This is a genomic window from Blautia sp. XA-2221, assembly GCF_028767025.1.
In the GTDB taxonomy this organism is placed as follows: Bacteria; Bacillota; Clostridia; order Lachnospirales; family Lachnospiraceae; genus Blautia_A.
Window position 1 is genome coordinate 16,581 of sequence record NZ_JAJQXX010000018.1, and the last position, 26,263, is coordinate 42,843.

The window sequence follows — 26,263 nt, forward strand, 5'->3', positions numbered from 1 at the left end:
TCCTCCTGAATATGTTTTATACCAAAAAAACACCTGACTACAGTATATACTTTTCTTTACGGCAAACCAATATTTTTCTGAAAAAAGTATCATCGTTACACTGTTTGTGCATCAAGAATCGGCCGCATCATCCCTGCTGCAAAATCCAGATCATTCTTCCAGCAGGGATTCCCGGTATACCAGAATTCTGTTACATATCTTCTGACTCCTGCTTTCCATGTTTCATGAATCACTGCCGGAAAATCCACATGTCCTTTTCCAAAAGGAACCTCCCGAAAAACTCCCGGAACTGTTTCTTTTAAATGGACTGCATCCAGATGGCCTGCTCCTGTACGGATATCTTCCAGAACGTCTGTACCATAAGTTTTTGCCGCATTCGTAATGTTTCCCATATCCGGATAAACCCCCAGATATGGAGAATCAATACTGTGTACATACTTCATTGCCTTTTCTACCGTATTCATAAATTCCGTTTCCATAGTCTCAAAACCAAGGACAATCCCTGCTCTGGCTGCCATCTGTTCACACTTTCTCAGGTTTTCCCCAAAGTGCTTTACGGTTTCCAAGGTAGACTCCTCATAATAAACATCATATCCGGCAAGCTGTATAATACGAATTCCCAGATCATCCGCAAGCTGAATGGCCTTTTCCATAATTTCCATGCCCCTGGCACAAGTTTCAGGATTACTGCTTCCGATAGGATATTTTCTGTGACCGCTGAGGCACATGGTGCGAACAGGGATTCCCGTCTGATACATCAGATCTACCAGTTTCTGTCTTTCTTCTCTGCTCCAGTCAAGTCTTGCGAGTTTTTCGTCCGTTTCATCAATACTGATCTCCACAAAATCATATCCTGCTGCTCTGGCAGCTTCCAGTTTTTCTTTCCAGGTAAGAGTATGGGGCATAGCTTTCTCATATAATCCCAATGTATATGCTCTCATATGTATACTCCCTTATTCCTGAACAGGGATTTCATATCCCCATTCCTTTCTGATCCCATCCATAATCTCCATTACACGAATTGTTTCTTCATGGGGCATTTCTTCACATTCCAGCTCACCGTTTTCAAGTGCACGTACACACGCTTCCACCTCATACTCATACCCGGTAATCTGTTCAGGAGGAAGATAGGAAGCGATTTCCTGGTACTGGTCATTAAATACTGTGATTTTTTCCGGATTATTGATATTGGTGATCTCTATGTATCCCTTTGTTCCAAAAATTGCGCCTGCACGATTAAGAGCGCCATGAACGTTACACTGCATAGACGCTGTTTTTCCGTCCGGAAAAATCATATCTATATTATCGATCATATCGACACCGTTTCTAAAAACAGCCGATGTATGAATTTCCGCATCCTTTTCTCCAAATACCATTCTGGCAAAATTCACAAGATAAACGCCTACGTCAAGAAGAGCGCCCCCTGCAAGTTTTGGATCCCAGATTCTTGTAACCTGACTGAGTTCATACCCCAGATTGGCAGAAAGAGAGGTGACTTCTCCGATCACACCGCTGTCAATAATGTCATTGATCATTTTTCTTGACGGCATATATCTTGTCCATATAGCTTCCGTAAGAAAAAGCTTTTTCTCATGGGCAACAGAAAATAACTCTCTTGCCTGTTCCGCATTTACCGTAAAAGATTTTTCACAGAGTACATTTTTTCCTGCTTCCAGACACATTTTCACACATTTATAATGATGAGAATGAGGTGTTGCAATATAAACCAGATCCACCTGCGGATCCTCAAGCATTTCTTCATAAGATCCATATGCCCGGGTAAATCCATACTGAGCGGCAAAAGTCTCTGCCCTATCCTGATCTCTGGCCGCAATGGCATATGCTTCTACTTTCTCCATTTTTATAATTGTTGCCGCCATTTTATTTGCAATAGCTCCGGCTCCCATAATCGCCATTTTCATTATGTTTCTTGCCTCCTGTATCAGTTTTTAAAATATTCCCATGCTCCCGAAAGGCCGTCTATTACAGCCCTGTATGCCGCATATTTTCTCTCGTAGATTTCTTTATATTCCGGTCTTGGATATACAGTTTTTGTTATTGTTACCGTACGGCTGACAGCATCCTGATAATCCTTATATATGCCGGCTGCAATTCCCGCTGCCATAGCCGCGCCCTGAGCGCCCAGTTCCTTATCTCCCACAACATCAATGGGAATCTGAAGTGCATCTGCAAAAATCTGAACCCATACATCTGAATTGGCAGCCCCTCCGGACAGCCGGATACTCTTTGGCGCTGTTCTGTTTCTCAGAAGCTTTTTCACATGGGTCACATGAGAAAATACAATCCCCTCATAAACCGCCCGGAGCATATGCTTTTTGTTGTGATAGGCAGTCAGACCCACAAAAGTTCCCTTTGCAAGAGCATCTTCATTTGACCCGTTAAGAAATGGAAGAAAAATCACATTATTATCCTGAGGTTCTATAGAAGATACCCACTCATTTGTAATATCATAGACGGAACCACCTCGTTCCTCTATCTCTGCCTTTTCATAATTCATTAGGTTGCGGATAAACCACTCCATATTTCCGGCTGACGTAGGACTGCTTTCCTCGATCAGGAAATATCCCGGCATACAGAACATGGAATTCAAATCAACGGTTCCATTTGTCACTGGCTTCTTTCCAATAAATTCATTAATGCTCCAGGTTCCGGCAATCATACACATCTGTTCTTCATCTGAAAGTCCTGACGCAATACCACAGGCATTTACATCAAACATTCCTGCTGCAACTGGTGTTCCTTCCGGAAGCAACGTCTGTTCACTGGCTTCTCTGGTCACATATCCACAAATCTCTGCCGAATATTTCAGAGGAGGGAGCTTGTCATAACAATCCTCCAGCCCGTACAGAGCCATCAGCTCTCTGTCATGCTGTTTTGTTACCATATTCACAAGATTTCCGCCTGAACAATCTGTATATTCACTGTAGGCTTCTCCGGTCAGCATATACCGGATATAATCCTTTACTGCAAAAATATATTTCGTGCGCTCCAGAACCTCCGGCTGATTATCTCTGAACCAGGCCAGAAGACTTACCGGTTGAACTGCAAGAATTTCCTGAAAAGTTTTTTCGTAAACTTTTTTATTAACTCCATCTCGATACCATTTTTCCACCTGTTCCCAGGCTCTTGTGTCCGTGGACATGATACCGTTGTAAGAGGGTTTTCCATCATAACCGACCATATAAAGTCCTTTTCCCGCACCGGAAAAAGAAACACCTGCAATATCCGAAGGATCAATTTCACTTTTTTCTATCGCCTGACGAACAGCCTGTGCATTTACCTTCCACAGTTCATTCAGATCCTTTTCTGTGTATCCTGGTTTTGGTGTCAGAGTTTCTGTTGGAACACTGGCAACTGAAATCTGATTTCCCTCTTCATCAAAAATGGCAGCCTTTGAAAAGGTTCCTCCGTTATCAATTCCTACCAAATACTTCATACTTTTCCTCCTGCTATAGACACAGCCCGGAATACTTACTTTTCCTGGCATTCCGGGCTGTCTCTGAAACAACACTGTATATAACAGCTTTTACTTTACGTCTTATTTTTCCGGCACTTCCTGCGGTACGCCCGGACAATTTGGTCCGAAATGCTTTAATACAACAAGAGGTTCTACCTGACTGGTATTTGTAATAGTAACGCCTTTTACTGCAGCCTGCTCAGAAACAAAAAATTCATCTGTACTCTGCTGTCCAAAGTGAAGAAGTGTAGGCGCTTCTGCATCATAAACTCCAAATTTTCCATGCCCCTGAACAAAAATACATCCATATGCAGCTCCGTCACTGATGGTCACTGTCTGTCCCGGATTAACAGTCAGTTCCTTTGCTGCAATGTATGGATTCGCATAGGTTATCCACTTCTGAACATACTGCTCTGTCTCTGTTTCCACAACCGGTCTGCGGAAATAATGCTTTCTGTAATGAGGATCCACATTCTTCTCCCAGTCAAGAAGCTTAAATACGTCCTCCACATCTTTTTTATCCTCAGGAAGTTCTTCATCCAGCATTTCAGGCGGATAAACTTCTCCGGAAACAATATTTTCATAAACAGAGTTTACATCAGAATTCCACTGAGGCTCATATGTCAGAACAGAAGCCGGCGCATGAATCACACCTGCCGGAGTGTACCAGCCTGTTCCCAGCTCAATCCTGTAAGCTCTTGAAAGATCAGTAATTCTGGTATCATCATCTTCAAAACTTCTGATCCGGTCTTTGATTTCCTCCGGATCTACATCCGGATCAAATCCAAAGTATGTATAATTGGCTTCCCCAAAATAATTGTTCAACTGTTTTGGGAAATAATAACATTCCGGTTTTCCAAGCTTGTCTACTCGCGCTGCGTCTTCAAAAGTCAGATGAAGATGATGGAATAACGGATTTTCATTATCAAAAAACTTGGAATACATTGGCCATCCATTATATTTCTCCATCAGTTCTTTTCCAACCAGCTCTTCTCCCAGAACCTTCACTGCATTTCTCAGTGAAAACTTCTCATCACTGTCATAATCCACGCATACATAAGCCATACCCTCATCTGCTTTGGCTGTTTCACCGTTCTGCGCTGCGATTGTTGATGCAAACCATCTTTCAGTAATGGAACCTCTTGCCATTCCAAAAGCAAAATAATCATCTGGATGAAGTTTCAGCCTGCGTCCTGCTTTTCCAAATCTTCTGGGTACAAATGCCGGAAACAGTCGGAAAATTCCTTCTCCTTTTTCAAATGTGGATCTGATCACACTTTCATCCTCTGTTGCATCTTTTACCACAAGATTTCCTGTTTTCTTCGCCTCAGCAAGCTTTGCGTCTAATTCTTCTCCCGCCTTAATAATCAGTTCTTTTTCTGTCATTATTTCTGCCTCCTTATTTTTCTATCCTTTTCTTTAATTCCTTGAATTCTTTTCTTGCCTAAAATTCTCCCTCATATTCACAGGGCGCGCCTGCCACTTTCAGGCCGCAGTTTGTAAGAAACCCGGCTGTAAAGCTTTTCAGAAAACCAAGCTCCTTATCATCAAAATGCATTCCTGATAGTCCATCAACGCTTAGCAGACTCCTTTCTGCAGGATAATATTTCCATACCGTGATTCATCTCCTGTCTGAACGATCACAAAAGCCTCCTCTGCAGTTTTATAAAACGGAAGTCTGTCAATAAATTCAAAATCATGAAAGGCATCATCTCTGTCATATTTTTTCAGCAGATCCCGATAAGTTTCCCAGATTTCCGGAACCGGCTCTGTGGGAAGGTTTCTCATAAGACGTACTGGATTTTCTATAAAATTATCCAGCGGAAACAGCTGTAGCACTGCCTCAAGCAGTTCCGGGATCATAATACCGTCCATACGGATTATTTTTTTTGCATGAGCCGTCCCCGGGAAATTAGCATCTGCAATGATCAGCACATCTGAATGTCCCATTTCCATCATAGTTTTAACCAGCTCCGGCGGAAGAATTTTGGGAATATTTCTAAGCATATCAGCACTCCTTTCTGCTGTTTTCCGGAAGAATATACCGGATTTTCAGCGCACAAAGCACCGCCGCAAAGTCCTTTCCATTATTTTCTTTGCCAGCGGTGCCTTGCTCTTATCATTCAGGTCTTATATTCTTTTTTACTTATTCAGCCTTTTCCTCTTCTGCTGCTTTTTCTTCGGTTTGTTCCTCTGTTGCTTTTTCCTTTGTTTCTGCATCATCACCGGAAATAGCTTCTACGCCGCCTTCCAGATAAGCGTCAACATTGTCTTTTGTGATAGGACGGAATGGGATTCTTGTATCCTTTGCAATTTCTTCTCCTTTTGCTGCTGCAACTGCAACATCAACGCCTGTAGCTCCCTGTCCTGCTGAATCCTGAAGAACACTTACTCCATAAGTTCCATCTTTTACTGCCTGTACAGCATCCTCAAGACCATCTACACCGCCAATGATAATATCATCACGACCTGCTGCCTGAGCCGCTGAAAGAGCGCCCATACCCATATCGTCGTTTTCACAGATAATAGCCTTCAGATCTTCACCATAAGTTGTGATCCAGTCCTCCGCAAGCGCCATTGCTTCATCACGTTTCCAGTTTGCTGTCTGAGTTGCCACAACGTCAAAATAATCCAGAAGTCCGACCTCCTCAAATCCTGCCATTCGTCCAACCTGTCCGGACTGTCCCATAGGTCCTTCAATAATAGCTACTTTATCGCCTTCCTTCAGACCGGATTCTTCAATAAACCATTTTCCCAGAAGCTCTCCGGATTCCTGGTCTGTACATCCTACAAACGCTGTATAATTGGTATCTCCGATATCTCCATTATCTACAATAATCGGAACGCCTGCATCATTTGCCATTCCTACTACCGGCGCGCTTCCCTCCACGCTCTGAGGAATTACTACCAGCGCATCTACGCCTGCCGCAAGAAGAGTCTCACAGTCACTGATCTGTTTATTTACATCACCACCGGCGTCATACATCAGAAGTTCTACGCCAAGCTCTTTCGCTCTCGCCTCCGCTGCATCTGCAATTGCAGCTACAAAAGTATCTGAATTATCTTTTGAAGAAAATCCGATTTTAATGTCCGCATTGTCTTTTTCTGCGGCTGCCACATTCATTGTTCCCATAGAAGCTACCATTGATACTGCCAGTAAACCACCGATAATCTGTTTTTTCATTTCTGATTCCTCCTTGAATAATTGTATTTTTTTATATCTGCACGATATTAAGTTCATTTTTATTAATTTTTCTTTCCCTTTGTTCTCATATCAAGAAATACTGCAATAATGATCAGAAGTCCTTTTACGATCTGCTGCCAGAAAGAATTAATGTTCATAAGGTTCATGGAATTCTGCAGAAGTCCGAGAATTACAAAACCGCAGATAGTTCCTGTCAGGGAACCAATACCTCCATTCATGCTGGTTCCGCCAATCGCTGTCGCCGCAATGGCATCCATCTCGTAAGACTCTCCTGCAGTGGGCTGTCCGGAACTGATACGCGCTGCCAGGATCAGACCAACCATCCATGCGCATACAGAAGACAAAACATAAACCATTAACTGAACTCTCTGAGTCCGTACACCGGAAAGCTTTGCCGCATTAATGTTTCCGCCGATTGCAAATACGTAACGTCCAAACGTTGTCATTGTCAAAATGATCATTCCGATCACACAGAAAATTACAAGAAGGATGATCGGTACCGGTATCCCCAGGAAATTTCCCTGGCCGATCACCTTAAAGGACGGATCCGAAATTGTATAAGGTTTTCCATTGGAATATACCTGTGCGAACCCTCTTCCAATAGTCATTGTTGATAACGTTGCAATAAACGGCTGAAATCCCACATAAGAAATCAACCAGCCATTAATAGCTCCACAGACCATGGAAATTGCCAGCGCTGCAAGGCTTGCAAGAAACCAGTTTGTACCGCTCTGTAAAAGAGAGCCTACAATAACGCCTGTAATAGCAACTACAGAACCTACGGAAAGGTCAATGCCTCCTGTCAGAATAACAAATGTCATACCTACTGCCAGAATACCGTTAATGGAAATCTGCCTCAGAATGTTTATAATGTTCTGACTTGTCAAAAATACATCTGATGTTATACTCATAAAAATAATGATAATAAGAGCCACAAACACAAGACCAAACTGCCTCAGAATTTTGCCCATATCTTTTTTCTGTGCCATTTTATTCTCCTCCAAATGCTAAATTCATAATTGTCTGCTGAGACTGCGCTTCCTGACCCTCCAGCTCGCCTCTGATCTTGCCGCCTGACATAACTATGATCCTGTCACTCATTCCAATCAATTCAGGCATTTCTGAGGAAATCATTATAATTGCAATTCCCTGTTCTGCCAGTCCAACCATGATCTTATATATAGCAGCCTTGGCACCTACGTCAATTCCTCTGGTAGGTTCGTCCATAATAAGCACTTTGGGGTCTGACAGCAGGCATTTTGCAAGCACAACCTTCTGTTGATTTCCACCGGAAAGACTTGATACCAGATCATCAATACCATTCATTTTTGTAGACATCTTTTCTGTATATTCAGATGCCATCTTTTTTTCTTTTATTTTCTGGATAAAGGATGCACTTGAAAGCTTGTCAAAGTTCTGAAGCGATACATTTTCCTTAATACTCCGGCAAAGTACTAATCCAAGTTCTTTTCTGTCCTCAGAAGCCATGACAATATGATGTCTGATCGCATCATGAGGATGTCTGATCGATATTTGTTGTCCGTCCAGATAAATTTCTCCTGTATCAAGAGGATCATATCCCACCAGAGATTTCATTACCTCACTTCGTCCGGCGCCTACAAGACCTGCCATACCGAGGATTTCTCCTGCATGCACTTTCAGATTTACGTTTTCAAAAACGCCTTTTCTGGTAAAATTTTTCAGTTCCAGTACAACTTCACCTTTTTGGGCGGTGTTTCTCGGATATCCCCCTTCCAGCTCACGTCCTACCATCATGTTTATAAGCTGTTCTCTGGATGCATCTGCAACTTTCACGCATCCTATAAACTGTCCGTCACGAAGAACAGAAACACGGTCAGCCAGCTGGAATACCTCTTCCATACGATGAGAAATATAAATAATTCCCACATCTTTTTTCCGAAGACTGTCAATAATCTCAAAAAGTGTCTCCGTCTCTTTTTCCGAAAGAGATGAGGTAGGTTCATCCATAATAATGACTTTTGAATTATAAGAAACAGCCTTAATAATTTCCATCATCTGAATCTGTGCAATATTCAGATCCTTCATTTTCATAGATGGTCTGATAAACTGCTCCAGATTATATTCTTCAAGAAGCTCCTGTGTTTTCCTGTTTAACTCTTTCTTATCTACAAAAGGCAGACCTTTTATTTTTTTCTGTTCCCTGCCAAGAAATACATTCTCTGCAACTGTCATCTCCGGAATCGGACTCAGCTCCTGATGAATCATGGATATGCCGGCATCAAGGGCATCCCTGGCTGATTTGAATTCTACTTCCTTTCCATCCAGCATTACCTTTCCTGCATCTTTTGTATAAATACCCATGATAATCTTCATTAATGTGGATTTTCCTGCACCATTCTCTCCCATCAGTGCATGAAGTTCACCGGGCTCAATACACAATTCTGCGCCATTAAGAACAGTCACTCCGGAGAAAGATTTCATAATTCCTGTGGCTTCCAGTACGTATTTACCTGCCAAAATTCTTCTCCTCCTTTAAGTCTTTATTGAATGATCAGATCCGGATTATCTGAAAAATGCTTCAGTATGACAATCGGATCGGTAGAGGAAGGATTTTTTATTACTACCCCCTCTTTTGCTGCTTTTTCTGTAACAAAATACTCATCATGTGTCAGTTCGCCATAACGGATCAACGCAGGAGATTCTATTTCCCATTTGCCAAATGTTCCATGTCCCTCCAGACAGATCAGACCATATGGAGCATGGTCTTTAATAGTAACGCTCCGTCCCGGAAGAATCGTCAGACGCTTGGCGCTGACCGTCTCACATTTATAACAAATCCATTCCTCTATATAACCATCTGCCCGCATATCCTCTACGGGTTTCACTGGAATCGGCCTCATAAAACGGTGCTTATGAAATTCCGGATCTACATTTTTCTCCCAGTCAATCACATCAAGCAGATACTCATAATTACCGATTTCTTCCTCCGGGGTATTTTTCCAGAGGAGATCTTCTCCAACAATCTGCCCATTCATCAAAACTGACTGATACATCGCATATACATCCGATGCAAACTGCGGTTCATAAGTACAAAGGCTTCCCGGTGCATGCATAACTCCCGGTGGTACATCCCATCCTGTATCAGGGTCTAATTTGTAAGCCATTGCCAGAGAAAGGATTTTATTATCTCCTTTCGGAAATTTTTTCAGCGCTTCAAGCACCTCTTCTTTTGTTGTTTCCGGATTAAAACCAAAAAACGTAAAAGGAAATTCACCTCCATGATTATTCATCTGAGAAGGGAAAAAATACATTTCCGGTTTTCCTGCTGCGCCAACCCTGGCTGCATGCTCTGTTCTGTGATGAATATGGTGGGGCAAAGGACCAGCATTATCAAAAAACTTGGAAAACATTGCCCATCTGTGATATTTGCTCCAGAGAGCTTCTCCAATAATCTCTGCTCCAAGAAGCTCAACCACATCCCTTAGAAGAACTCTGTCTTTCCCCTCTTCATCTACAACAACGTAGCTTAATCCTTCATCTTCCGGAGTGTCCGGACCATTCTCTGCCCATGTTGTAGAAGAAAACCATCTCTCATCAATTCCGCCTCTCTGTCCCAGAATAAAGTAATCATCCGGGTGGAGCTTGATTCTTTTTCCAGGTCTGCAAAATGAACGGGGAACCCATGTAGGCGCCAGACGTAAAATCCCGCCGCCCTGTTCCAGGGCTTGTTCTGCCATCCTCATTTTTTCTGTCATGCTATTCCTCCCTTTGTTCTCAAAGTTCAGTAAAACGTTTTTCTGTGTTTTAAAAAAATGAATCCATAACATATTGTGCATTTATACTATATGGATTCCGGTTTCCTTTCTTTTCTTGTTTAAGTTGCTTACATAATAATTCAGAAAAACGTTTTTGTCAATTAAAAAGTTACAAAAAATTATTTTTTGTGCATATTAAAACGTTTTTTATATGTATTTTTATCTATTTTGCACAAAACATTCCATTTTTATTTGTAAATATCTTTAGAAAAACGTTTCTTAAATCAAATCATTTGTTCTATTTTTATAATATTTTACTCTATTTCTCATCTTTAACATAATAGAACAAAAATTAATACCCCGACAATTTACAAAACTGTCGGGGTATACTTCTCTTTACTATTCGATTTCTCTTCACCAGTCCACCAGATTCCAGTCCTCTGAAGCTGTTTTTACTGTTGACTGACGTACTACCAGCCTGGCATCCATTTTTACTGCCACTGGCTGTCCAATATTTATATCCGGGTTTTCAATTCTTCTGAAAAGCATTTTTGCAGCTTCAATCCCGGCATGACGTTTCCTTATATGAATCGTAGAAAGAGATGGCTCTACTACACTTGCAAGAAACACATCATCATAGCCTATCAGCTTAATATCTTCCGGGATCCTTTTTCCATGCTCATTCAGATACTTCATAACACCAATTGCCATCTGATCATTTCCACAAAACACTCCATCCATATCAGGAATCTGCTTTATAAGCTGCTTTACTGCAACATAGCCGCTCAAATGGCTGTAATCACCATGAACGATCATGTCCTCACAATAATCAAGATTATTTTCTTTCAGACAATCCCTGTATCCCTTTGCTCGTTCCTTTACAATTTCCATATGGGTCGGACCTGTAATATGACATATTTTCCTGCATCCGCAGTCAATCAGATGTTGAATAGCCATCTTGGAATTTGCATAACTGTCAAAATATACAGAATCAATTCCTACTCCGGTTAAATCTCTTTCTATACTTACTAGAGGAATTTTTTTATATTTGTTTGCCTGCTTTTTTATCTGGCTGAAATACTTTTCTCTGTTTTCCGAAGATACAGAAGAAACAAAAATAATGCCGTCAACTCTGCTGGCAATCATACGGCGAAACAGTTCTTTTTCTCTTTTTATTGCCTGCTTATCCCCATATGTTCCCTGAGCATCACAGATCATGATCTGATATCCTTTTTCTTCTGCTACAGAATTAATTCCCTTTACCACATATGGATAAAATACCCCGCAAATATCTTCTGTTATTACACCAATAGTTCCTGTCTTATTATTCTTCATGCTTCGGGCAATCGGATTTGCCTCATAAGACAGCTCTTCCACTGCCATTTCAACTCTCCTGGCCAACTCCGGACTGACATATTTTGACTTATTCAGAACATTTGAAACTGTTGATATCGAAACTCCCGCCCGCTTTGCCACATCTTTAATCCCACTCATGGTTTCACCTTTTCACTTAATCTGCTCAGATTTTTTCTGTCGCAGCTCTTTCCTTCGTATAAAATCATAGAAATTCTCTCACACAAAATATCCGACACCACCGGAACTTCTGTCTGGAATGTCAATTTCTATACCAAAATTATACAAAATTCTTTTATGTGACACAAGCATCCTTTTTGCAAAAAACATTATTTTACCTGTTTTTCTGACTTTCCATAAAAAAGTTGCATTTTATACTCTTTTTCATAAATGCCCGCATCATCCCTGCCGGTTTCTCCCCCCGTCAATATTCTCCTACCTGATAAACTCCACTACTGCATAGGGCTCTGCCTCTGTGTCATTCAGCTTTATCACAACTTTATCTCCGTCCACAGCTCTCTCCGGACAGATGATATCGTGAAGCCGGGCCTGCTGTTTATATTCAGCCCTCATCTGCCTGATTTTAAAATCAAGAGGAAGATAATCCATTGCCATCTGAATATACTGACAGTTGTTTACATGATGATTGGTATCCAGATGATGCTTCTGCACAGGAAAATTTTCTTCTCCTTCAAAACCCTCAGGCACAATGATCTTTCTGGATGCATATTCCATATCCAGCTTTTCCTCCAGACCATATCCCTCTGTGTCTTCAGATCTGAGCTTGCAGGGCAGTCCGTTTTTCCCGTCTATAAAGGTCCAGAATGTATTGGCGTATGCAAGCCGCTCTCCCTTCGCCGTGTCCATGGTAAAATTACGGAATCCCATAAATCCCCGAAATCCATAAGGCCATGTTGAAGTAACAATCTCCTCTCCCAGGCACGGATAACGATTTACAACCACCTGCCATGCAGAAAGTACCCAGAATTTATTTCTTTCCTTTAAAACCTCTATCCCAAGCCCTGCTGCCTCTGAATGGAAAGTACTGCAGTCCTGAAAATAATTCAGTATCCCCGGCAAAGTTAAAAGACCGTTTTCTCCGATTTCACTGTAGCGGACTCTTCCGCTGAAACTGTATGCCATATTACGCCCTCTTTTCTGTGTCAATACATTTTTTTCTTATTATATCCACAGAAGTTATGCACTGCAAGGGCAGATTTGACGTCTCTGTTCACAGCCTTCACAATGACTTGGTCAAAATGCATCCCCGGTCATCTTCGGCAATAGCATTTCCCCCGTATGTGTCGTGATCCTGGCATGTCGATGCCCTTTCATTTATATACACAAAAAATCCCTTTCCGGCATCATCAACTGATTTGCTCTGACTGCCAAAAAGGGATTTTGTTTATTTTTTAATCACTAAAATATATAATTTACTGCGGCGTTATTATTTATCATTTGCCATGAGAATCTCTTTTCCGGAAATTCCAGGCTCCGTCATATTGACCGGATCCAGAACATGATCCAGTTGCTCCTCATCTAAAAGTCCTTCCTTCAAAATCAGACTGCGGACAGATTCTCCGGTTTTGATTGCTTTTTTTGCAATGTCCGCTGCTTTCTGATAACCCACATGAGGACAGATCGCAGTAATGATTCCCACACTGTTTTCCACCAGATAACGGCAACGTGTTTCATTTGCTGTGATTCCTGTTACGCAGTTATCCACAAATGTCTCAACTGCATAAGCCAGTGTATCAATGGACTGGAACATACAGTAAAATACAATAGGTTCAAATGCATTCAGCTCAAGCTGACCTGCTTCTGCTGCCATGGTGATCGTCACATCATTTCCAATCACATTAAAAGCAACCTGATTGACTACCTCCGGAATTACCGGATTAACTTTACCGGGCATAATAGAGGAACCATTCTGCTTTGCCGGAAGATTAATCTCCCCAAATCCGGCTCTTGGACCGGATGACATCAGACGCAGATCGTTTGCAATCTTGGATAAAGTTACCGCGCAGGCTTTTACTGCTCCTGATACTGCAACAAAAGGATCAAGGTTCTGTGTTGCGTCTATCAGGTCATAGGCCTGCACAAATTCCATATCAGAAACCTCTACCAGGTTGGGAACAATTCTTCTGAGATATGCCTCATCAGCATTAATTCCTGTTCCTACAGCAGTTCCGCCCATATTGAGAGTACACATTTCCTCCATTGCTCTGTCCATACGGTGGATATCACGCATAACTGCAACAGAATACGCATTAAATTCCTGACCCAGACGAATCGGAACCGCATCCTGCATCTGTGTACGTCCCATCTTGATTACATGATCAAATTCTTTTGCCTTTTCACAAAGCGCTTTATGTAAACGAAGAAGTTCTTTTTTCAGATTCTTCAGAAGTCTGAGAGAGGTCATCTTACCGGCTGTAGGGATCACATCATTTGTAGACTGTCCGCAGTTTACATCATCATTGGGATTAATAATGGAATAATCGCCCTTTTCTCCTCCCAGAATCTCAATGGCACGGTTGGCAATAACCTCGTTGGCATTCATATTTAAAGAAGTTCCGGCACCGCCCTGGATCGGGTCTACAATAAAGTCACCGTGAAGCTTTCCTTCCAGAATCTCATCACAGGCCTGTACAATGGCTTTTGCTTTCTTTTTGTCCAGCATACCGATCTCACAGTTGGTAATTGCAGCTGCTTTTTTAATATACGCAAGACTGTTGATGATCTCAGGATGCATATTCAGTCCTGTAATATGGAAGTTCTCTGCTGCCCGGAGAGACTGCACTCCGTAATACACATTCTGCGGAACATCCTTTGTTCCTATGGAATCCTTTTCTACACGATAATCCTGTTTCTTCTCTATTTCCCCATTTTTGTTCATTGTTTTTCTCCCTTTGCATTTTCCTGCTCTATAACCGAAGCAGTTTTTTATCCCATCCGGCCTTTTCTTATTTGCTGCTGATTCCGGTGATTTTCATACAGATTCTGATCACCGTCCACTGTTCTTAGCTTTTCCGCCCAAGATTCCTGCCGGGCCGATCTTACAAATAAACTTTCATTAGCAGCAACCGATTCTGTACCCATTCATTTTCATTGTTCTCATTATATTAATATGCTAATATATAATCAAATACATATATTTTTATAATTATTATAATTTAAAAATTATATTAAGGAGAACCATTATGTTTCAGGGAATGGAATACGTTTATGAAGTTTATAAAGAAAAAAGTTTTTCAAAGGCTGCTGCCAATCTTTTTATTTCTCAGCCTTCTCTCAGCGCCAATGTCAGGCGTGTAGAGGCCCGGATCGGTTATCCGGTGTTTGACAGAAGCACAAAACCTCTTGGACTTACGGAATGTGGCGAACAGTATATCCGCTGTGTAGAACGTATCATGAATATAGAAAAAGACTTTTCAGACTTTATCAATGACTGGGGAGGACTGAAAACAGGAACTTTGATCCTGGGCGGCAGTAACTTATTTTCTTCGTGGATCCTTCCGCCACTTATGGCTGATTTTGCAGCTCTTTATCCACAGATCCAGATCCGTCTTGTGGAAGAATCCACAGTAAAGCTTACAGAAATGCTCCAGAGCGGAAGTATTGACCTTGTACTGGATAATACCAGCCTGAATCCGGAAATTTTTGACAGCATTCTTTATCAGGAAGAACATCTTCTTCTTGCTGTACCCGGCTCCTTTCCTGTTAATGACAGTCTCCGGGATTTTCAGCTTTCTGTTTCTGACATTCAGACAGGAAAATTTCTGGATCCGCAGATTCCCTCAGTTCCTCTGTCACGGTTTAAAAAGGAACCTTTTATTATGCTGAAACAGGAAAATGATACTGGAAAAAGAGCTCTGGAAATCTGTCGAAAACATCATTTTGACCCTATTGTTACTTTTGAAATGGACCAGCAAATGACCTCTTACAATGTTACCTGCTCCGGCATGGGCATTTCCTTTATTGGAGATATTATGATAACAAAGGTTACACCCAATCCCAATGTGGTCTATTACAAGCTGCCTCTGAAGGACAACTGCCGTAATATCTGTTTTTACTGGAAAAAAGGCCGATATCTCAGCCGGGCTATGGAAGAATTTTTAAAGATGTGTACTCAGAACAACCGAAAAATAGGCTGCTGCACAGCGCCCTGATCCTGTGTCCCAGAATACTGCACTGTTTTTATACTGCAGGCAGACCTGTCCAATACAGAACAAAGAGGACAGGTCTGCTTCAGACTCCCTGGATTCTCGAGGAACGTTTTTATTTACTGACAAAGAAAAAAGCACCTTTCAGTGAACTGAAAGATGCTCATTTAGCAGGGCTACAAGGATTCGAACCTTGAAATGACGGAGTCAGAGTCCGTTGCCTTACCGTTTGGCGATAGCCCTATGTTTTTTCGCTTCTCGCTTGCGACAAGTGGTATTATATAATAGTCTAAAAAAAAATGCAACCCCTTTTTTTAATTTTTTTAAATTTTTTTCAAAAAATTTTCTACGGCCTCTTTTTTCCCTGCGGAACAGTCTTTCTTTTTATAAAGATTTATTGAAACATACTGTTTTTTATACTATAATTTCCTTAAATCAGCAAAGTATAATAAGACAAACAAAAAGCATTCTCAATAAAGGAGACATTATATGAGAGCAAATAATCTCACTCTGCTCACTGATCTCTATGAACTGACCATGATGCAGGGGTATTTTAAAAACCCGACAGACCAGACCGTGATCTTTGATATGTTTTACCGTACCAATCCCTGCGGAGGCAGCTTTGCCATTACAGCCGGACTGGAGCAGATGATCGAATATATCGAAAATCTCCGTTTTACAGAGGAAGATATCGCTTATCTTCGCAGTCTGAATATATTCCAGGAAGATTTTCTGGAATATCTCAGCACTTTTCATTTTACAGGTGATATTTACGCTGTTCCGGAAGGAACTGTTGTTTTTCCACGGGAACCTATTGTAAAAGTAATTGCCCCTGTTATGGAAGCGCAGCTTGTAGAAACAGCGATCCTTAATATCATTAACCATCAGAGTCTTATTGCCACCAAGGCGGCAAGAGTCTGTTATGCAGCCCGTGGAGACGGAGTTATGGAATTCGGACTTCGCCGCGCTCAGGGACCTGATGCGGGCATTTACGGCGCACGCGCGGCTGTGATCGCCGGCTGTGTGGGAACCTCCAATGTTCTTACAGGCCAGATGTTCCATGTTCCTGTTCTGGGTACTCATGCTCACAGCTGGATCATGAGTTTTCCGGATGAATATACTGCATTTAAAACCTATGCAAAAATGTACCCTGATTCCTGTATCCTTCTTGTCGATACCTATGATGTACTGAAATCAGGCGTTCCCAATGCGATCCGTGTATTTGAGGAAATGCGTGAGGAGGGTATTCCGCTGACAAAATATGGCATCCGTATTGACAGCGGCGATCTTGCCTATCTCTCAAAGGAAGCGTACAAAATGCTGGCTGCTGCCGGCTTCGATGACGCTACCATCTCGGCTTCCAGCGATCTGGATGAATACCTGATCGACAGCCTGAAAACCCAGGATGCAAAAATCAATTCCTGGGGCGTGGGAACCAATCTGATTACCAGCAAAGACAATCCGGCTTTTGGTGGAGTTTATAAGCTGGCCGCAGTAAAAGATGCTGACAGTAATACTTTTGTGCCAAAGATCAAGCTTTCCGAAAATACAGAAAAAGTAACAAACCCCGGAGACAAAACGGTTTATCGTATTTACAGCAAAAAAACCGGAAAGATCAAGGCCGACCTGATCTGTCTGACTGATGAGAGCTTTGACCCGGAAGAAACTATGATCATCTTTGATCCGGTGGATACCTGGAAAAAGACAAAGGTTCTGGGCGGCACCTACGAGCTTCGTGAACTTCTTATTCCGGTGATCCGGGAAGGAAAACGGGTTTACACTTCGCCTGAGGTTATGGAGCTTCGCGAATACTGCCAGAAAGAGCAGGATACTCTCTGGGATGAATCCCGCCGTCTGGTGAATCCTCAGAAGGTTTATGTAGATCTTTCTCAGAAGCTTTATGATCTGAAAAAGAATCTTCTTGAGGAAATCAGCGAAAAAGCTCTTGATTAAACGGTCATATCCCCTCTGTGCCTTTCATATCATAAAAGGTAAGGGGGGATTTTTATGGACAAAGACTACACGATTCTCATTAACAGGGAGCATCCGCTTCCGGCAGATTTTATCCCGGAGCATCTGGTTGATATCGGATTGCCGTTTGATGCTGTTCCCGGAGAGCCCAAGCGCCTTCTGGAAGAAAAAACTGCCCGCTCCGCTCTGGAGCTGATCATGCGCAGCCGCTCTGAGGGACTGAGCCTGTACTGCATCTCCGGCTACCGCTCCTACAGCCGCCAGAAAGAGCTTTTTACAGGAGCGCCTTATGTAGCGTCTCCGGGCTCCAGCGAACATCAGAGCGGTCTGGCGCTGGATATGTCCTGCCCTGCAGTACAAATGGAGCTGACTGAGGCCTTTGCAGAAACAAAGGAGGGAATCTGGCTGAACCGTCATGCTGCGCTTTTTGGTTTTATTATACGCTATCCCCAAAATAAAGAGCATATCACCGGGATCCCCTGGGAACCCTGGCACATTCGATATGTAACCAGATCTCTTGCCTCTTATCTTTCGCTTACCGGTCTTACCCTGGAAGAATATCATATGCTTGAAAATCCGGTGGACTTTTCCGATTTAAAGTGATATACTATGAATGTTTCGTAAATAAAAATTTCCGCTATTGTTTACACATTACTGTCCACAACCTTTATAAATATTTTATAACCAATCTACTTACGGAGGAAATCTATCATGTCAATGAACATCAACCACCAGCTTCCTTTGCCCGAAGTGCTGAAGGAACAGTATCCCTTAACAGATGAACTCAGATCAGTAAAATCTCTGAGAGACAGTGAGATCCGCAAAGTTTTTACCGGAGAATCTGATAAATTCGTTGTTCTGGTTGGGCCCTGCTCTGCAGACAACGAGGATACTGTGTGCGAATACGCAAACCGGCTGAAAAATGTTGCAGACCAGGTTTCAGACAAGCTGATCATCATTCCGAGAGTCTATACCAACAAACCCCGCACCACAGGAGACGGCTACAAGGGTATGCTTCATCAGCCGGAACCGGACAAGGCTCCTGATCTCCTGGCCGGCATCATCGCCATTCGTAAAATGCATATCCGTGTGCTGGCAGAAACCGGGCTCTCTACCGCAGACGAAATGCTTTACCCTGAAAATCGCAGCTATCTGGACGATGTTCTGTCTTATGAAGCGATCGGCGCCCGCTCTGTAGAAAACCAGCAGCACCGACTCACTGCAAGCGGAATGGATATCCCTGTTGGAATGAAAAATCCTACCAGCGGAGATCTTTCTGTTATGTTAAATTCCGTTACCGCGGCCCAGCATTCCCACCATTTTATTTACCGTGGATTTGATGTTGCTACCAGTGGAAACGAACTTGCCCACACGATCCTCAGAGGCGGCGTAAATAAATTCGGCCAGACTCAGCCAAATTATCACTATGAAGAACTTGTACGCCTTGCAGAATTATATAATCAGTGGAATCTCAAAAATCCGGCTGTTATTGTTGATGTGAACCACTCCAACTCCGGCAAGCAGTATAAAGAACAGATCCGTATTGTCAGTGAGGTTCTCCACAGCCGCAATTACAATTCCGACCTGAAAAAGCTTGTAAAGGGTGTTATGATCGAAAGCTATCTCTTAGAAGGCCGGCAGGATATCAGCGATCATATGATTCCAGGCTGTTCCATCACTGATCCATGCCTTGGATGGGAGGATACCGAACGACTGATCTACGAGATTGCTGAGAAATGCTGAGAAATCTATAGAAGGCACTCCCAGCTATAAGGAAATTAACTTTCAGCATTATTTAACATAGAAAAAACCACCCAAACCTTGATATGAACCTATCAAAGTTATAAGGGTGGTTTTTCTATGCTTATATTCTCAATAATAAATCATATAAATGAATGTCAGAAGCTGCAAAATGAAGCTTTTTTACTGCTCCATCTGTCTTCCCAGAAATCCTGCTGCTGTCTGTACCAGCATTTTCTCCGGGTTTCCAAATATATCCTTTTCACTTTTTCCAATGAGGATCACCGCCCCTATGGCGTCTCCGGCGCAAATGATCGGCTGAATGATCTGCGCATATAAAACTCCTTCCTGGCTGTCTGCAACAGGAATTTTTCCTTTTTCTCCGTAATTAAAGCACTTGCCTTCCCTCTCTGCAATAACTTTCTCCAGACACCGGCTGATTTCTTTTCCTGCAATTTCTCTGCTTCCATGTCCTGCAGCCGCCACAACCTGATCATGGTCAGTAATGCACGCAAGAAATCCTGTTGTCTGAGCCAGAGCCTCTGCATACTCCTTGGCAAACATACTGAGTTCACCAATAGGAGAATATTTTTTCAGAATAATTTCGCCCTCTCTGTCTGTAAAAATTTCCAGTGGAGTTCCTTCTTTTATCCTTAATGTTCTGCGTATTTCCTTAGGTATCACAACTCTGCCCAGATCATCTATACGCCTTACGATTCCCGTAGCTTTCATATAAAAAATCCTCCGTTTACTGTACTTTCCGATTCTGGAAATAGTATCTGTAAATGGAGGATTTTTATACATTTACTCTAATATAATTTCTTTTTTGATCATTTCACCCGATCCGAATAATGACAGAGTTTTCCATTTTCTGCCGTATTAAATATAACAGAAAAATCATAACACTGTCCCCAAGATGAAGCTTTGCTTTATTTTGCCATTCTATTAAATTGCTCTTATTATTGCCACCCTGATTTTCTGTATTCTCTATAACCGGATACCAACTGCTGTTGCACAGATACCAATTACTGTGGCGCAGAAGAACCGTAACCGATATCATTCTGCCGTTCATCATCTCTCATATGCCAGCTTATATCCAATCCCATCTTGATCTGATAACTGTTCTGCTTTGCTCAAAAAAGAACGTAAGGGTAGCTCTGCCCGGACTATACAATATTTCGCGAAAATTACTTTGATTATCAAAAAATATTAAAATTCTGTAAAATCCCTTTACTTTTATGCATGTTTGTAATATAGTTGTCATATACTTAATATGTAGTTTTTAAAACTACATATCAAAACATCTAAGTCAAGCTTAAATCAGGAGGCGATTTTCATGAAATTGAAACTGAAAGATCCATGGAGTGCCATCACTCACGGCATAGCTGTTCTTTTGGCGGCAGCCGGAGCAGCTCCACTTCTCATAAAAGCCGCACGAGCTGAAGATACTCTGCACATTACTGCTCTTGCAGTATTTATACTGACAATGATCCTTCTCTATACAGCGAGTACCCTTTACCATTCTGTAGATTCCACAGAAAAAATCAACCGCAGGCTTCGCAAAATAGACCATATGATGATTTTTATTATGATCGCAGGAAGCTATACGCCTGTATGTCTCATTGCTCTTCACAATAAAATCGGATATATTCTCTGCGGTCTTGTATGGACAATAGCCATTGTTGGAATCCTTCTAAAAGCACTGTGGATCAACTGTCCGAAATGGGTTTCCTCTGTTCTGTATATTGGAATGGGCTGGCTCTGTGTCCTTGCTTTTGTCCCGATTTTTCATGCGCTTCCCAGAGCCGGATTCAACTGGCTTCTGGCCGGTGGGATCATTTATACCATTGGCGGTATTATTTATGGATTAAAACTTCCGATCTTCAATGCCAGACATAAAAATTTTGGTTCCCACGAAATCTTTCATGTGTTTATTATGCTTGGAAGCGCCTGCCATTTTATTGTAATGTATTTCTTTATTGCCACCATGCCACTATAACGTCCATATCCATTTGTCTGACAGACAGTTTTTATCAGACAAATGGATATTTTTATGCCTTTAATTATTTTTTTGATCTATTTCATCTTATATCTATAAATAAGTCAATTCAAAAAAGTAGACAAGATCATTACAAATCTGTCTGTATAAAATGTACATATAAAGCTTAATATTTCTTTTATGTCCGCATATTGCGGATTCCATAATGAAAATTCGATATTTGCTCATTTATAGCTTATATATTGTGTTCCGGTTAAAAATTTCTCAAAACATCTTTCTGCTTTCTGGTAAGCTTTTTTATTTCACATTCACGCCTCATGGCCTCTTCCCTGGTAGCAAATCCCTCATAATAAACAAGACGTACCGGACGCTTTGCCTTTGTATATTTCGCCCCGTTTTTTCCTTCATTATGAGCCTTCAGACGTTTTTCCAGAGAGTTTGTCCACCCTGTATAAAGACTGCCGTCCGCACACTGTACCATATATGTATAATTCATTCTCTACTCCATCTATGTAAAGGACAACTGCCGTTTCGCTTCAGCAGCCATCCCTGCATCTATATAAAAGCAGCCGGCCGTACAAAGTACATCACTGATAAATAAAAAGCAGGTAGGAGAACTGCCGACTGCGGATTTTTGTTCCCACCTGCTTTTATTATACGTTGTTTCTTATTTTTTGTGAACAGTTCCATGTTCCTTATTTTTTAAAAATACTTCCATAGAAAACCGAACTGTTTCTTTTATTTTTATTCCGGAAGATAGGCGATCGGGTCAACAGGCTCTCCGTCTTTTTTCATTGCAAAATAAAGATTGCTTCCTTCCTCACTGTAATACTTGGTAGGAGCTGCAATATAGCCGATTACAGTGCCTTTCTCTACTGTTTCGCCTTCTTCTACGGCAAGGTCTTTCAGCTGCCCGTAAACAGCCTGATAGCCGCTTCCTATTTCCATTGTCACAGTTGTTCCTGTCTGTGCATTTTGCTCGATTGAATATACTGTTCCAGGCACAGAAGCCAGCACCGGAGCTCCTTCAGCAGCCTGCACTGAAATAGCAGGACTTAATTTATACTGATCAAGCGTTGGAAAATATACAGTCTGATCCATATTATAGTCAAGCAGAATATTTCCATTTACCGGCCATTCCATTTGTGTTTCCTCCGAAAAGCTCAAGACCGGGGCTTCTACTGCGCCTGCCGCTGCATCTGTCGTTTCGTTTTCTCCAGCCTGGCCAGTAATTCCTTCTTCTTCTGGCTGTTGGCTTTCCTCCTCTAAAGTTGTTTCTTCCTGTGCAGACTCTGTCTCGCTGCTGTTGTTTTCGTCTGCCATTTCTGTTCCTGCCAGGTCCCCTGATGTATTTTCCATATCAGCTTCTACCTCAGTTGTTCCCACATCTACCATAGGTTCCTCTTCTGTGCTCTGTTCCATTTCCACAAAATCCTGTTCTTCCTGGATATTTTCTTCTGGTTTTGATGTACCAAGCTGATAAGCTCCAATTCCGGCTGCAGCCAGAACTGCTAAAAGGGCTGTGTTTGTGGCATACTTTACAATTCTGTTTTTTGTCATATTCCTTTCACCTCTGCTTATAATCATTTCTGTATTTATAGGGTGTCCAGAATACCTGAGTCTATTCACTTTTATTTACTATAAATGAGAAAATATCCAATAGCACATAACAGAACCGCCATTAATTCTCAAAAATCTATCCTTCATATACCGCAACTTCCATTGCTGGAAAATATGTTTCCTGGATTTCTTTCTGGTTTTTCTTCTCTGACATATCTATCCTTCATATGCCGCAACTTCCATTGCTGGAAAATATGTTTCTAGGATTTCTTTCCAGTCTTTTCCATCTCTGGCAAGCTCATTTCCTCCATATTGGGAAAATCCCAACCCGTGTCCTTTTCCTTTACAAAGGAAGCGAAACTCTCCACCCACTTTCTGAATCGAAAAATCCGAAGAGGAAAGCCCCATTCCCTGTGCAAACGCCTCTCCTTCCAGAATATCCCCATCTGCCCTAAGACTTACCACATGCCCACTGCCATCTCTTTGCTCTATATCCAGTTTAGAAGGCATTTGCTGTTCTTGTATATATGTACTGTTTAAATAAAGTGGAGAATTTTTATCTCCGCTGCTGTCCACAGACTTCAAATAAGAATATTTTTTATCATGAAAGGCCTGTGTTCCGTCCCTGGTTTGACCGTTGCTGATTTCATGATAGGGAACAAGTTTCAGTTCACCATCTGATATCAATACCTGCCCCTGCGTTTCTTTTACAGCTTTTTCATAAATTTTATCTGGAAAAAGCCACGCAAATTTTTCATTTTTTATTTCTCTGCAGATCTCCCCCAGCACATCTGAAATATTTTTTTCCTGAATCCTCCTGAAAAAATTTGTTCTGGCTATGACTGCCTGAGCCTTTACTGCTTCTTTTTCATAATCATCCGGAATCTGCAAAGAAAGAATAAGAGGAATATATTCTTCCGGCTCCGGAGTTCTGTTTATAATTGCAGCCTCCACTCCATTTACTGCCATAACGCCTATATACGGAACAAAAAACAACATCAGAAAACCGGAAATCCAAAACCTTTCTCTTTTTCTCATAAATTTTCCCGTATGTACTTTGTCTTAATATATGTCGCTTTGTGATGTTTTATAAGCAGATTTCTTTATAAAAATCTCTTCTTCTCTGACACAAAAACTCCTGCCCGAAGTATAATATAGCCGGGCAGGAGTAAACGGATCAGCTGCTTTGCCAACCAAACCAAGCTTACTATGGCTCTTTGACATTAGCTCTTAATCTTTTTTATTTTTATCATCCAACACAGAGCTTCCAGAACATTAAATCCTCAGATTATTCAGGAACTAAATAGAGCAACTCTTTCTTTTTTAGTTCTAAACCTTTCTTTGCACTGGAATACTTAACTATCTGCATTCTGTCACCCGGCCCCTGAAGCCAGTAAAAAACCTGCTTTAAAAATAAATGATATCGACTTTTATCTATACTATTTTTGACATAAGATATTTTACCAGTTACAGAACCTGTCGTTTCAGCACACCTGCCGCCAGCCTGTACTTTGTGACTTCCGCATTTTTTATTTCTTTTCATTTCCGGATAAAATGACGCATTTTTTTCTTTCGGTATGTTGAGCAATATATTTCCAGAAAATACTTTTATACCAAAACAGATCACAGCAGCAACTATCTTACAGAAAAATTCTTTTAATCCTCTCATAATAGCCCTCCTTATTCTTATGCCTGTCCCACCAGGGCTGCGCCTTTCCCACAATGTTTCAGGTACTATAACTCTATGCGGATCATTTAGAAAGATAGAACTATAAATTTCACTTTTTATCATTTTCATTACATCATGTTCTGTATATTTCAAAACCCAATTCATGATAAAGTAATGTAATTATCAACCTACCATGAACCTTTTACATTAATTATTAGCCTTTCCGGCTATTAACCTTAAAACTTTATAGTTGGAAAAAGCTTCTTCCAGTATTTCCCCAAATATATTTCCGGAAATCACTTTCATTATATCAACGTGTATAAGAACTACTGTCAACAAGAAGCCTGAAATCCAGAACCTTTCTCTCTTTCTCTGAAAAGTACCTTCTGATATGTAAGAAAAAGATAAACTTGTGAATGAAGATAATGTACATTCTGATATAAAGGAAAATAAACTTGTGGATAAAGAAAAAGTATATTCTAATATAAAAGAAGAAGATAAGCTTGTGTATGAAGAAAAATATCTTCTGAATAAAAGAAGAAAATAAACTTGTGGATAAAAAGAAAGTGCATTCTGATATAAAAGAAAAAGATAAACTTGTGAATAAAGATAATGCGAAATATAATCCTGATGAAGAAATAGGATATCAAGAATTTTATAAGCTGATTTTTGTTTTTCTATTCAACCAGTGATCTGTTACTAACTCTTGAATTGTATGGCTGCTTCGGATCAAACATCAATAGAAAAAATCTGTTTTCAGATAGAATAAAAGCCTTCAGGTAAATACTTGAAGGCTTTTCATGAGGCATCGGGGATTCGAACCCCGGACAACTTGATTAAAAGTCAAGTGCTCTACCGACTGAGCTAATACCCCATATTATTAAATTATTTATTTCTTTTCAGAAAGTACATGAATGACTTTCCAAAAGGAAATGCCCAGAGCCGGAATCGAACCAGCGACACGAGGATTTTCAGTCCTCTGCTCTACCAACTGAGCTATCTGGGCATAAATAGCGGGAACAGGATTTGAACCTGTGACCTTCGGGTTATGAGCCCGACGAGCTTCCAGACTGCTCCACCCCGCGGTATTATTGAATTGAAAGCCGATGATCGGACTCGAACCGATAACCTGCTGATTACAAATCAGCTGCTCTGCCAATTGAGCCACATCGGCTTACCATGAGCCTTTGACATTAGCTCTTAACCTTTTCAGGTTAATGGGTGGAGAAGGATTCGAACCTTCGAAGGCGGTGCCAACAGATTTACAGTCTGCCCCCTTTGGCCACTCGGGAATCCACCCTTGATTTCTATGGGGCCTATAGGGCTCGAACCTATGACCCTCTGCTTGTAAGGCAGATGCTCTCCCAGCTGAGCTAAGACCCCAT

At 41.4% G+C, this 26,263-nt stretch carries 24 protein-coding genes and 7 tRNA genes; 7 read left to right on the forward strand and 24 right to left on the reverse strand.

Annotation, left to right across the window (positions count from 1 at the left end; all coding sequences use genetic code 11):
• Nucleotides 1-95 precede the first annotated feature (95 nt).
• The 12 genes from LU279_RS12600 to LU279_RS12655 all read right to left on the reverse strand — a co-directional run bounded on the left by LU279_RS12600 (nucleotide 96) and on the right by LU279_RS12655 (nucleotide 14,672).
• Complete coding sequence (locus LU279_RS12600; RefSeq protein WP_274422836.1) at nucleotides 96-941, reverse strand: L-ribulose-5-phosphate 3-epimerase; 846 nt, start codon at nucleotides 939-941, stop codon at nucleotides 96-98.
• A 12-nt stretch (nucleotides 942-953) separates the two neighbouring features.
• The gene (locus tag LU279_RS12605; RefSeq protein WP_274422837.1) at nucleotides 954-1,922 is read right to left on the reverse strand and encodes a Gfo/Idh/MocA family protein; all 969 of its coding nucleotides are present in this window, start codon (nucleotides 1,920-1,922) and stop codon (nucleotides 954-956) included.
• A 20-nt stretch (nucleotides 1,923-1,942) separates the two neighbouring features.
• Complete coding sequence (locus LU279_RS12610) at nucleotides 1,943-3,457, reverse strand: FGGY-family carbohydrate kinase (protein ID WP_274422838.1); 1,515 nt, start codon at nucleotides 3,455-3,457, stop codon at nucleotides 1,943-1,945.
• Nucleotides 3,458-3,559: 102 nt separating this feature from the next.
• Nucleotides 3,560-4,864 (reverse strand): hypothetical protein, encoded by a 1,305-nt coding sequence (locus tag LU279_RS12615; protein ID WP_274422839.1) that lies wholly within the window; start codon nucleotides 4,862-4,864, stop codon nucleotides 3,560-3,562.
• A gap of 192 nt (nucleotides 4,865-5,056) precedes the next feature.
• Nucleotides 5,057-5,485 (reverse strand): RbsD/FucU family protein, encoded by a 429-nt coding sequence (locus LU279_RS12620; protein ID WP_274422840.1) that lies wholly within the window; start codon nucleotides 5,483-5,485, stop codon nucleotides 5,057-5,059.
• Between the two features lie 139 nt (nucleotides 5,486-5,624).
• Nucleotides 5,625-6,662, reverse strand: coding sequence for a substrate-binding domain-containing protein (locus LU279_RS12625; protein WP_274422841.1), 1,038 nt, complete (start codon nucleotides 6,660-6,662; stop codon nucleotides 5,625-5,627).
• A gap of 62 nt (nucleotides 6,663-6,724) precedes the next feature.
• Complete coding sequence (locus tag LU279_RS12630; protein WP_274422842.1) at nucleotides 6,725-7,672, reverse strand: ABC transporter permease; 948 nt, start codon at nucleotides 7,670-7,672, stop codon at nucleotides 6,725-6,727.
• Nucleotide 7,673: 1 nt separating this feature from the next.
• On the reverse strand, nucleotides 7,674-9,182 hold the full coding sequence (locus LU279_RS12635; RefSeq protein ID WP_274422843.1) for a sugar ABC transporter ATP-binding protein: 1,509 nt from the start codon (nucleotides 9,180-9,182) through the stop codon (nucleotides 7,674-7,676).
• Nucleotides 9,183-9,205: 23 nt separating this feature from the next.
• A complete protein-coding gene (locus LU279_RS12640) occupies nucleotides 9,206-10,420 on the reverse strand; it encodes a hypothetical protein (protein WP_274422844.1) in 1,215 nt (404 codons plus the stop codon).
• A 414-nt stretch (nucleotides 10,421-10,834) separates the two neighbouring features.
• Nucleotides 10,835-11,914 carry a LacI family DNA-binding transcriptional regulator gene (locus tag LU279_RS12645; protein WP_274422845.1) on the reverse strand — a complete coding sequence of 360 codons (1,080 nt, stop codon included), beginning with the start codon at nucleotides 11,912-11,914 and terminating at the stop codon, nucleotides 10,835-10,837.
• Between the two features lie 294 nt (nucleotides 11,915-12,208).
• Nucleotides 12,209-12,916, reverse strand: coding sequence for an acyl-[acyl-carrier-protein] thioesterase (locus LU279_RS12650; RefSeq protein WP_274422847.1), 708 nt, complete (start codon nucleotides 12,914-12,916; stop codon nucleotides 12,209-12,211).
• Between the two features lie 304 nt (nucleotides 12,917-13,220).
• Nucleotides 13,221-14,672 carry an aspartate ammonia-lyase gene (locus tag LU279_RS12655; RefSeq protein ID WP_330684682.1) on the reverse strand — a complete coding sequence of 484 codons (1,452 nt, stop codon included), beginning with the start codon at nucleotides 14,670-14,672 and terminating at the stop codon, nucleotides 13,221-13,223.
• Between the two features lie 304 nt (nucleotides 14,673-14,976).
• Between LU279_RS12655 and LU279_RS12660 the strand changes: the two genes are divergently transcribed.
• Nucleotides 14,977-15,945 carry a LysR family transcriptional regulator gene (locus LU279_RS12660; protein WP_274422848.1) on the forward strand — a complete coding sequence of 323 codons (969 nt, stop codon included), beginning with the start codon at nucleotides 14,977-14,979 and terminating at the stop codon, nucleotides 15,943-15,945.
• 165 nt (nucleotides 15,946-16,110) lie between these two features.
• Here the strand turns inward: LU279_RS12660 and LU279_RS12665 are convergent.
• Nucleotides 16,111-16,182: transfer RNA gene (locus LU279_RS12665), tRNA-Gln, on the reverse strand.
• Nucleotides 16,183-16,428: 246 nt separating this feature from the next.
• Between LU279_RS12665 and LU279_RS12670 the strand changes: the two genes are divergently transcribed.
• From LU279_RS12670 to LU279_RS12680, 3 genes are all read left to right on the forward strand, one after another.
• The gene (locus tag LU279_RS12670) at nucleotides 16,429-17,892 is read left to right on the forward strand and encodes a nicotinate phosphoribosyltransferase (protein WP_274422849.1); all 1,464 of its coding nucleotides are present in this window, start codon (nucleotides 16,429-16,431) and stop codon (nucleotides 17,890-17,892) included.
• Nucleotides 17,893-17,946: 54 nt separating this feature from the next.
• On the forward strand, nucleotides 17,947-18,513 hold the full coding sequence (locus LU279_RS12675; RefSeq protein ID WP_274422850.1) for a M15 family metallopeptidase: 567 nt from the start codon (nucleotides 17,947-17,949) through the stop codon (nucleotides 18,511-18,513).
• A gap of 108 nt (nucleotides 18,514-18,621) precedes the next feature.
• Nucleotides 18,622-19,653, forward strand: a complete 1,032-nt coding sequence (locus tag LU279_RS12680; RefSeq protein WP_274422851.1) for a 3-deoxy-7-phosphoheptulonate synthase — start codon at nucleotides 18,622-18,624, stop codon at nucleotides 19,651-19,653.
• A 180-nt stretch (nucleotides 19,654-19,833) separates the two neighbouring features.
• Here LU279_RS12680 and spoVT read toward each other — a convergent pair whose 3' ends face one another.
• Nucleotides 19,834-20,382 carry a stage V sporulation protein T gene (spoVT, locus tag LU279_RS12685; RefSeq protein WP_274422852.1) on the reverse strand — a complete coding sequence of 183 codons (549 nt, stop codon included), beginning with the start codon at nucleotides 20,380-20,382 and terminating at the stop codon, nucleotides 19,834-19,836.
• A 604-nt stretch (nucleotides 20,383-20,986) separates the two neighbouring features.
• Here spoVT and trhA point away from each other — a divergent pair.
• Entirely contained in the window at nucleotides 20,987-21,649 is a 663-nt protein-coding gene (trhA, locus tag LU279_RS12690) for a PAQR family membrane homeostasis protein TrhA (RefSeq protein WP_274422853.1), read from the forward strand.
• 253 nt (nucleotides 21,650-21,902) lie between these two features.
• Here trhA and LU279_RS12695 read toward each other — a convergent pair whose 3' ends face one another.
• The 4 genes from LU279_RS12695 to LU279_RS12710 form a co-directional block, all read right to left on the reverse strand.
• Nucleotides 21,903-22,145, reverse strand: a complete 243-nt coding sequence (locus LU279_RS12695) for a GIY-YIG nuclease family protein (RefSeq protein ID WP_274422855.1) — start codon at nucleotides 22,143-22,145, stop codon at nucleotides 21,903-21,905.
• 248 nt (nucleotides 22,146-22,393) lie between these two features.
• The gene (locus tag LU279_RS12700; protein WP_274422857.1) at nucleotides 22,394-23,209 is read right to left on the reverse strand and encodes a M23 family metallopeptidase; all 816 of its coding nucleotides are present in this window, start codon (nucleotides 23,207-23,209) and stop codon (nucleotides 22,394-22,396) included.
• Between the two features lie 216 nt (nucleotides 23,210-23,425).
• The gene (locus LU279_RS12705; RefSeq protein WP_274422858.1) at nucleotides 23,426-24,247 is read right to left on the reverse strand and encodes a SpoIID/LytB domain-containing protein; all 822 of its coding nucleotides are present in this window, start codon (nucleotides 24,245-24,247) and stop codon (nucleotides 23,426-23,428) included.
• 250 nt (nucleotides 24,248-24,497) lie between these two features.
• On the reverse strand, nucleotides 24,498-24,878 hold the full coding sequence (locus LU279_RS12710) for a hypothetical protein (RefSeq protein WP_274422860.1): 381 nt from the start codon (nucleotides 24,876-24,878) through the stop codon (nucleotides 24,498-24,500).
• A gap of 412 nt (nucleotides 24,879-25,290) precedes the next feature.
• On the opposite strand from LU279_RS12710, the gene LU279_RS12715 reads away from it, so the two are divergent.
• Together LU279_RS12715 and LU279_RS12720 are read left to right on the forward strand one after the other, a co-directional pair.
• A complete protein-coding gene (locus LU279_RS12715) occupies nucleotides 25,291-25,425 on the forward strand; it encodes a hypothetical protein (protein ID WP_274422863.1) in 135 nt (44 codons plus the stop codon).
• A gap of 4 nt (nucleotides 25,426-25,429) precedes the next feature.
• Complete coding sequence (locus LU279_RS12720) at nucleotides 25,430-25,570, forward strand: hypothetical protein (protein WP_274422864.1); 141 nt, start codon at nucleotides 25,430-25,432, stop codon at nucleotides 25,568-25,570.
• Nucleotides 25,571-25,679: 109 nt separating this feature from the next.
• Here LU279_RS12720 and LU279_RS12725 read toward each other — a convergent pair.
• The 6 genes from LU279_RS12725 to LU279_RS12750 all read right to left on the reverse strand — a co-directional run bounded on the left by LU279_RS12725 (nucleotide 25,680) and on the right by LU279_RS12750 (nucleotide 26,261).
• Nucleotides 25,680-25,752: transfer RNA gene (locus tag LU279_RS12725), tRNA-Lys, on the reverse strand.
• A gap of 59 nt (nucleotides 25,753-25,811) precedes the next feature.
• Nucleotides 25,812-25,884, reverse strand: a tRNA-Phe gene (locus LU279_RS12730).
• 5 nt (nucleotides 25,885-25,889) lie between these two features.
• Nucleotides 25,890-25,963 (reverse strand) — tRNA-Met (locus tag LU279_RS12735).
• A 16-nt stretch (nucleotides 25,964-25,979) separates the two neighbouring features.
• A tRNA-Thr gene (locus tag LU279_RS12740) sits at nucleotides 25,980-26,052 on the reverse strand.
• Between the two features lie 44 nt (nucleotides 26,053-26,096).
• Nucleotides 26,097-26,178 (reverse strand) — tRNA-Tyr (locus LU279_RS12745).
• Nucleotides 26,179-26,188: 10 nt separating this feature from the next.
• Nucleotides 26,189-26,261 (reverse strand) — tRNA-Val (locus LU279_RS12750).
• Nucleotides 26,262-26,263 lie beyond the last annotated feature (2 nt).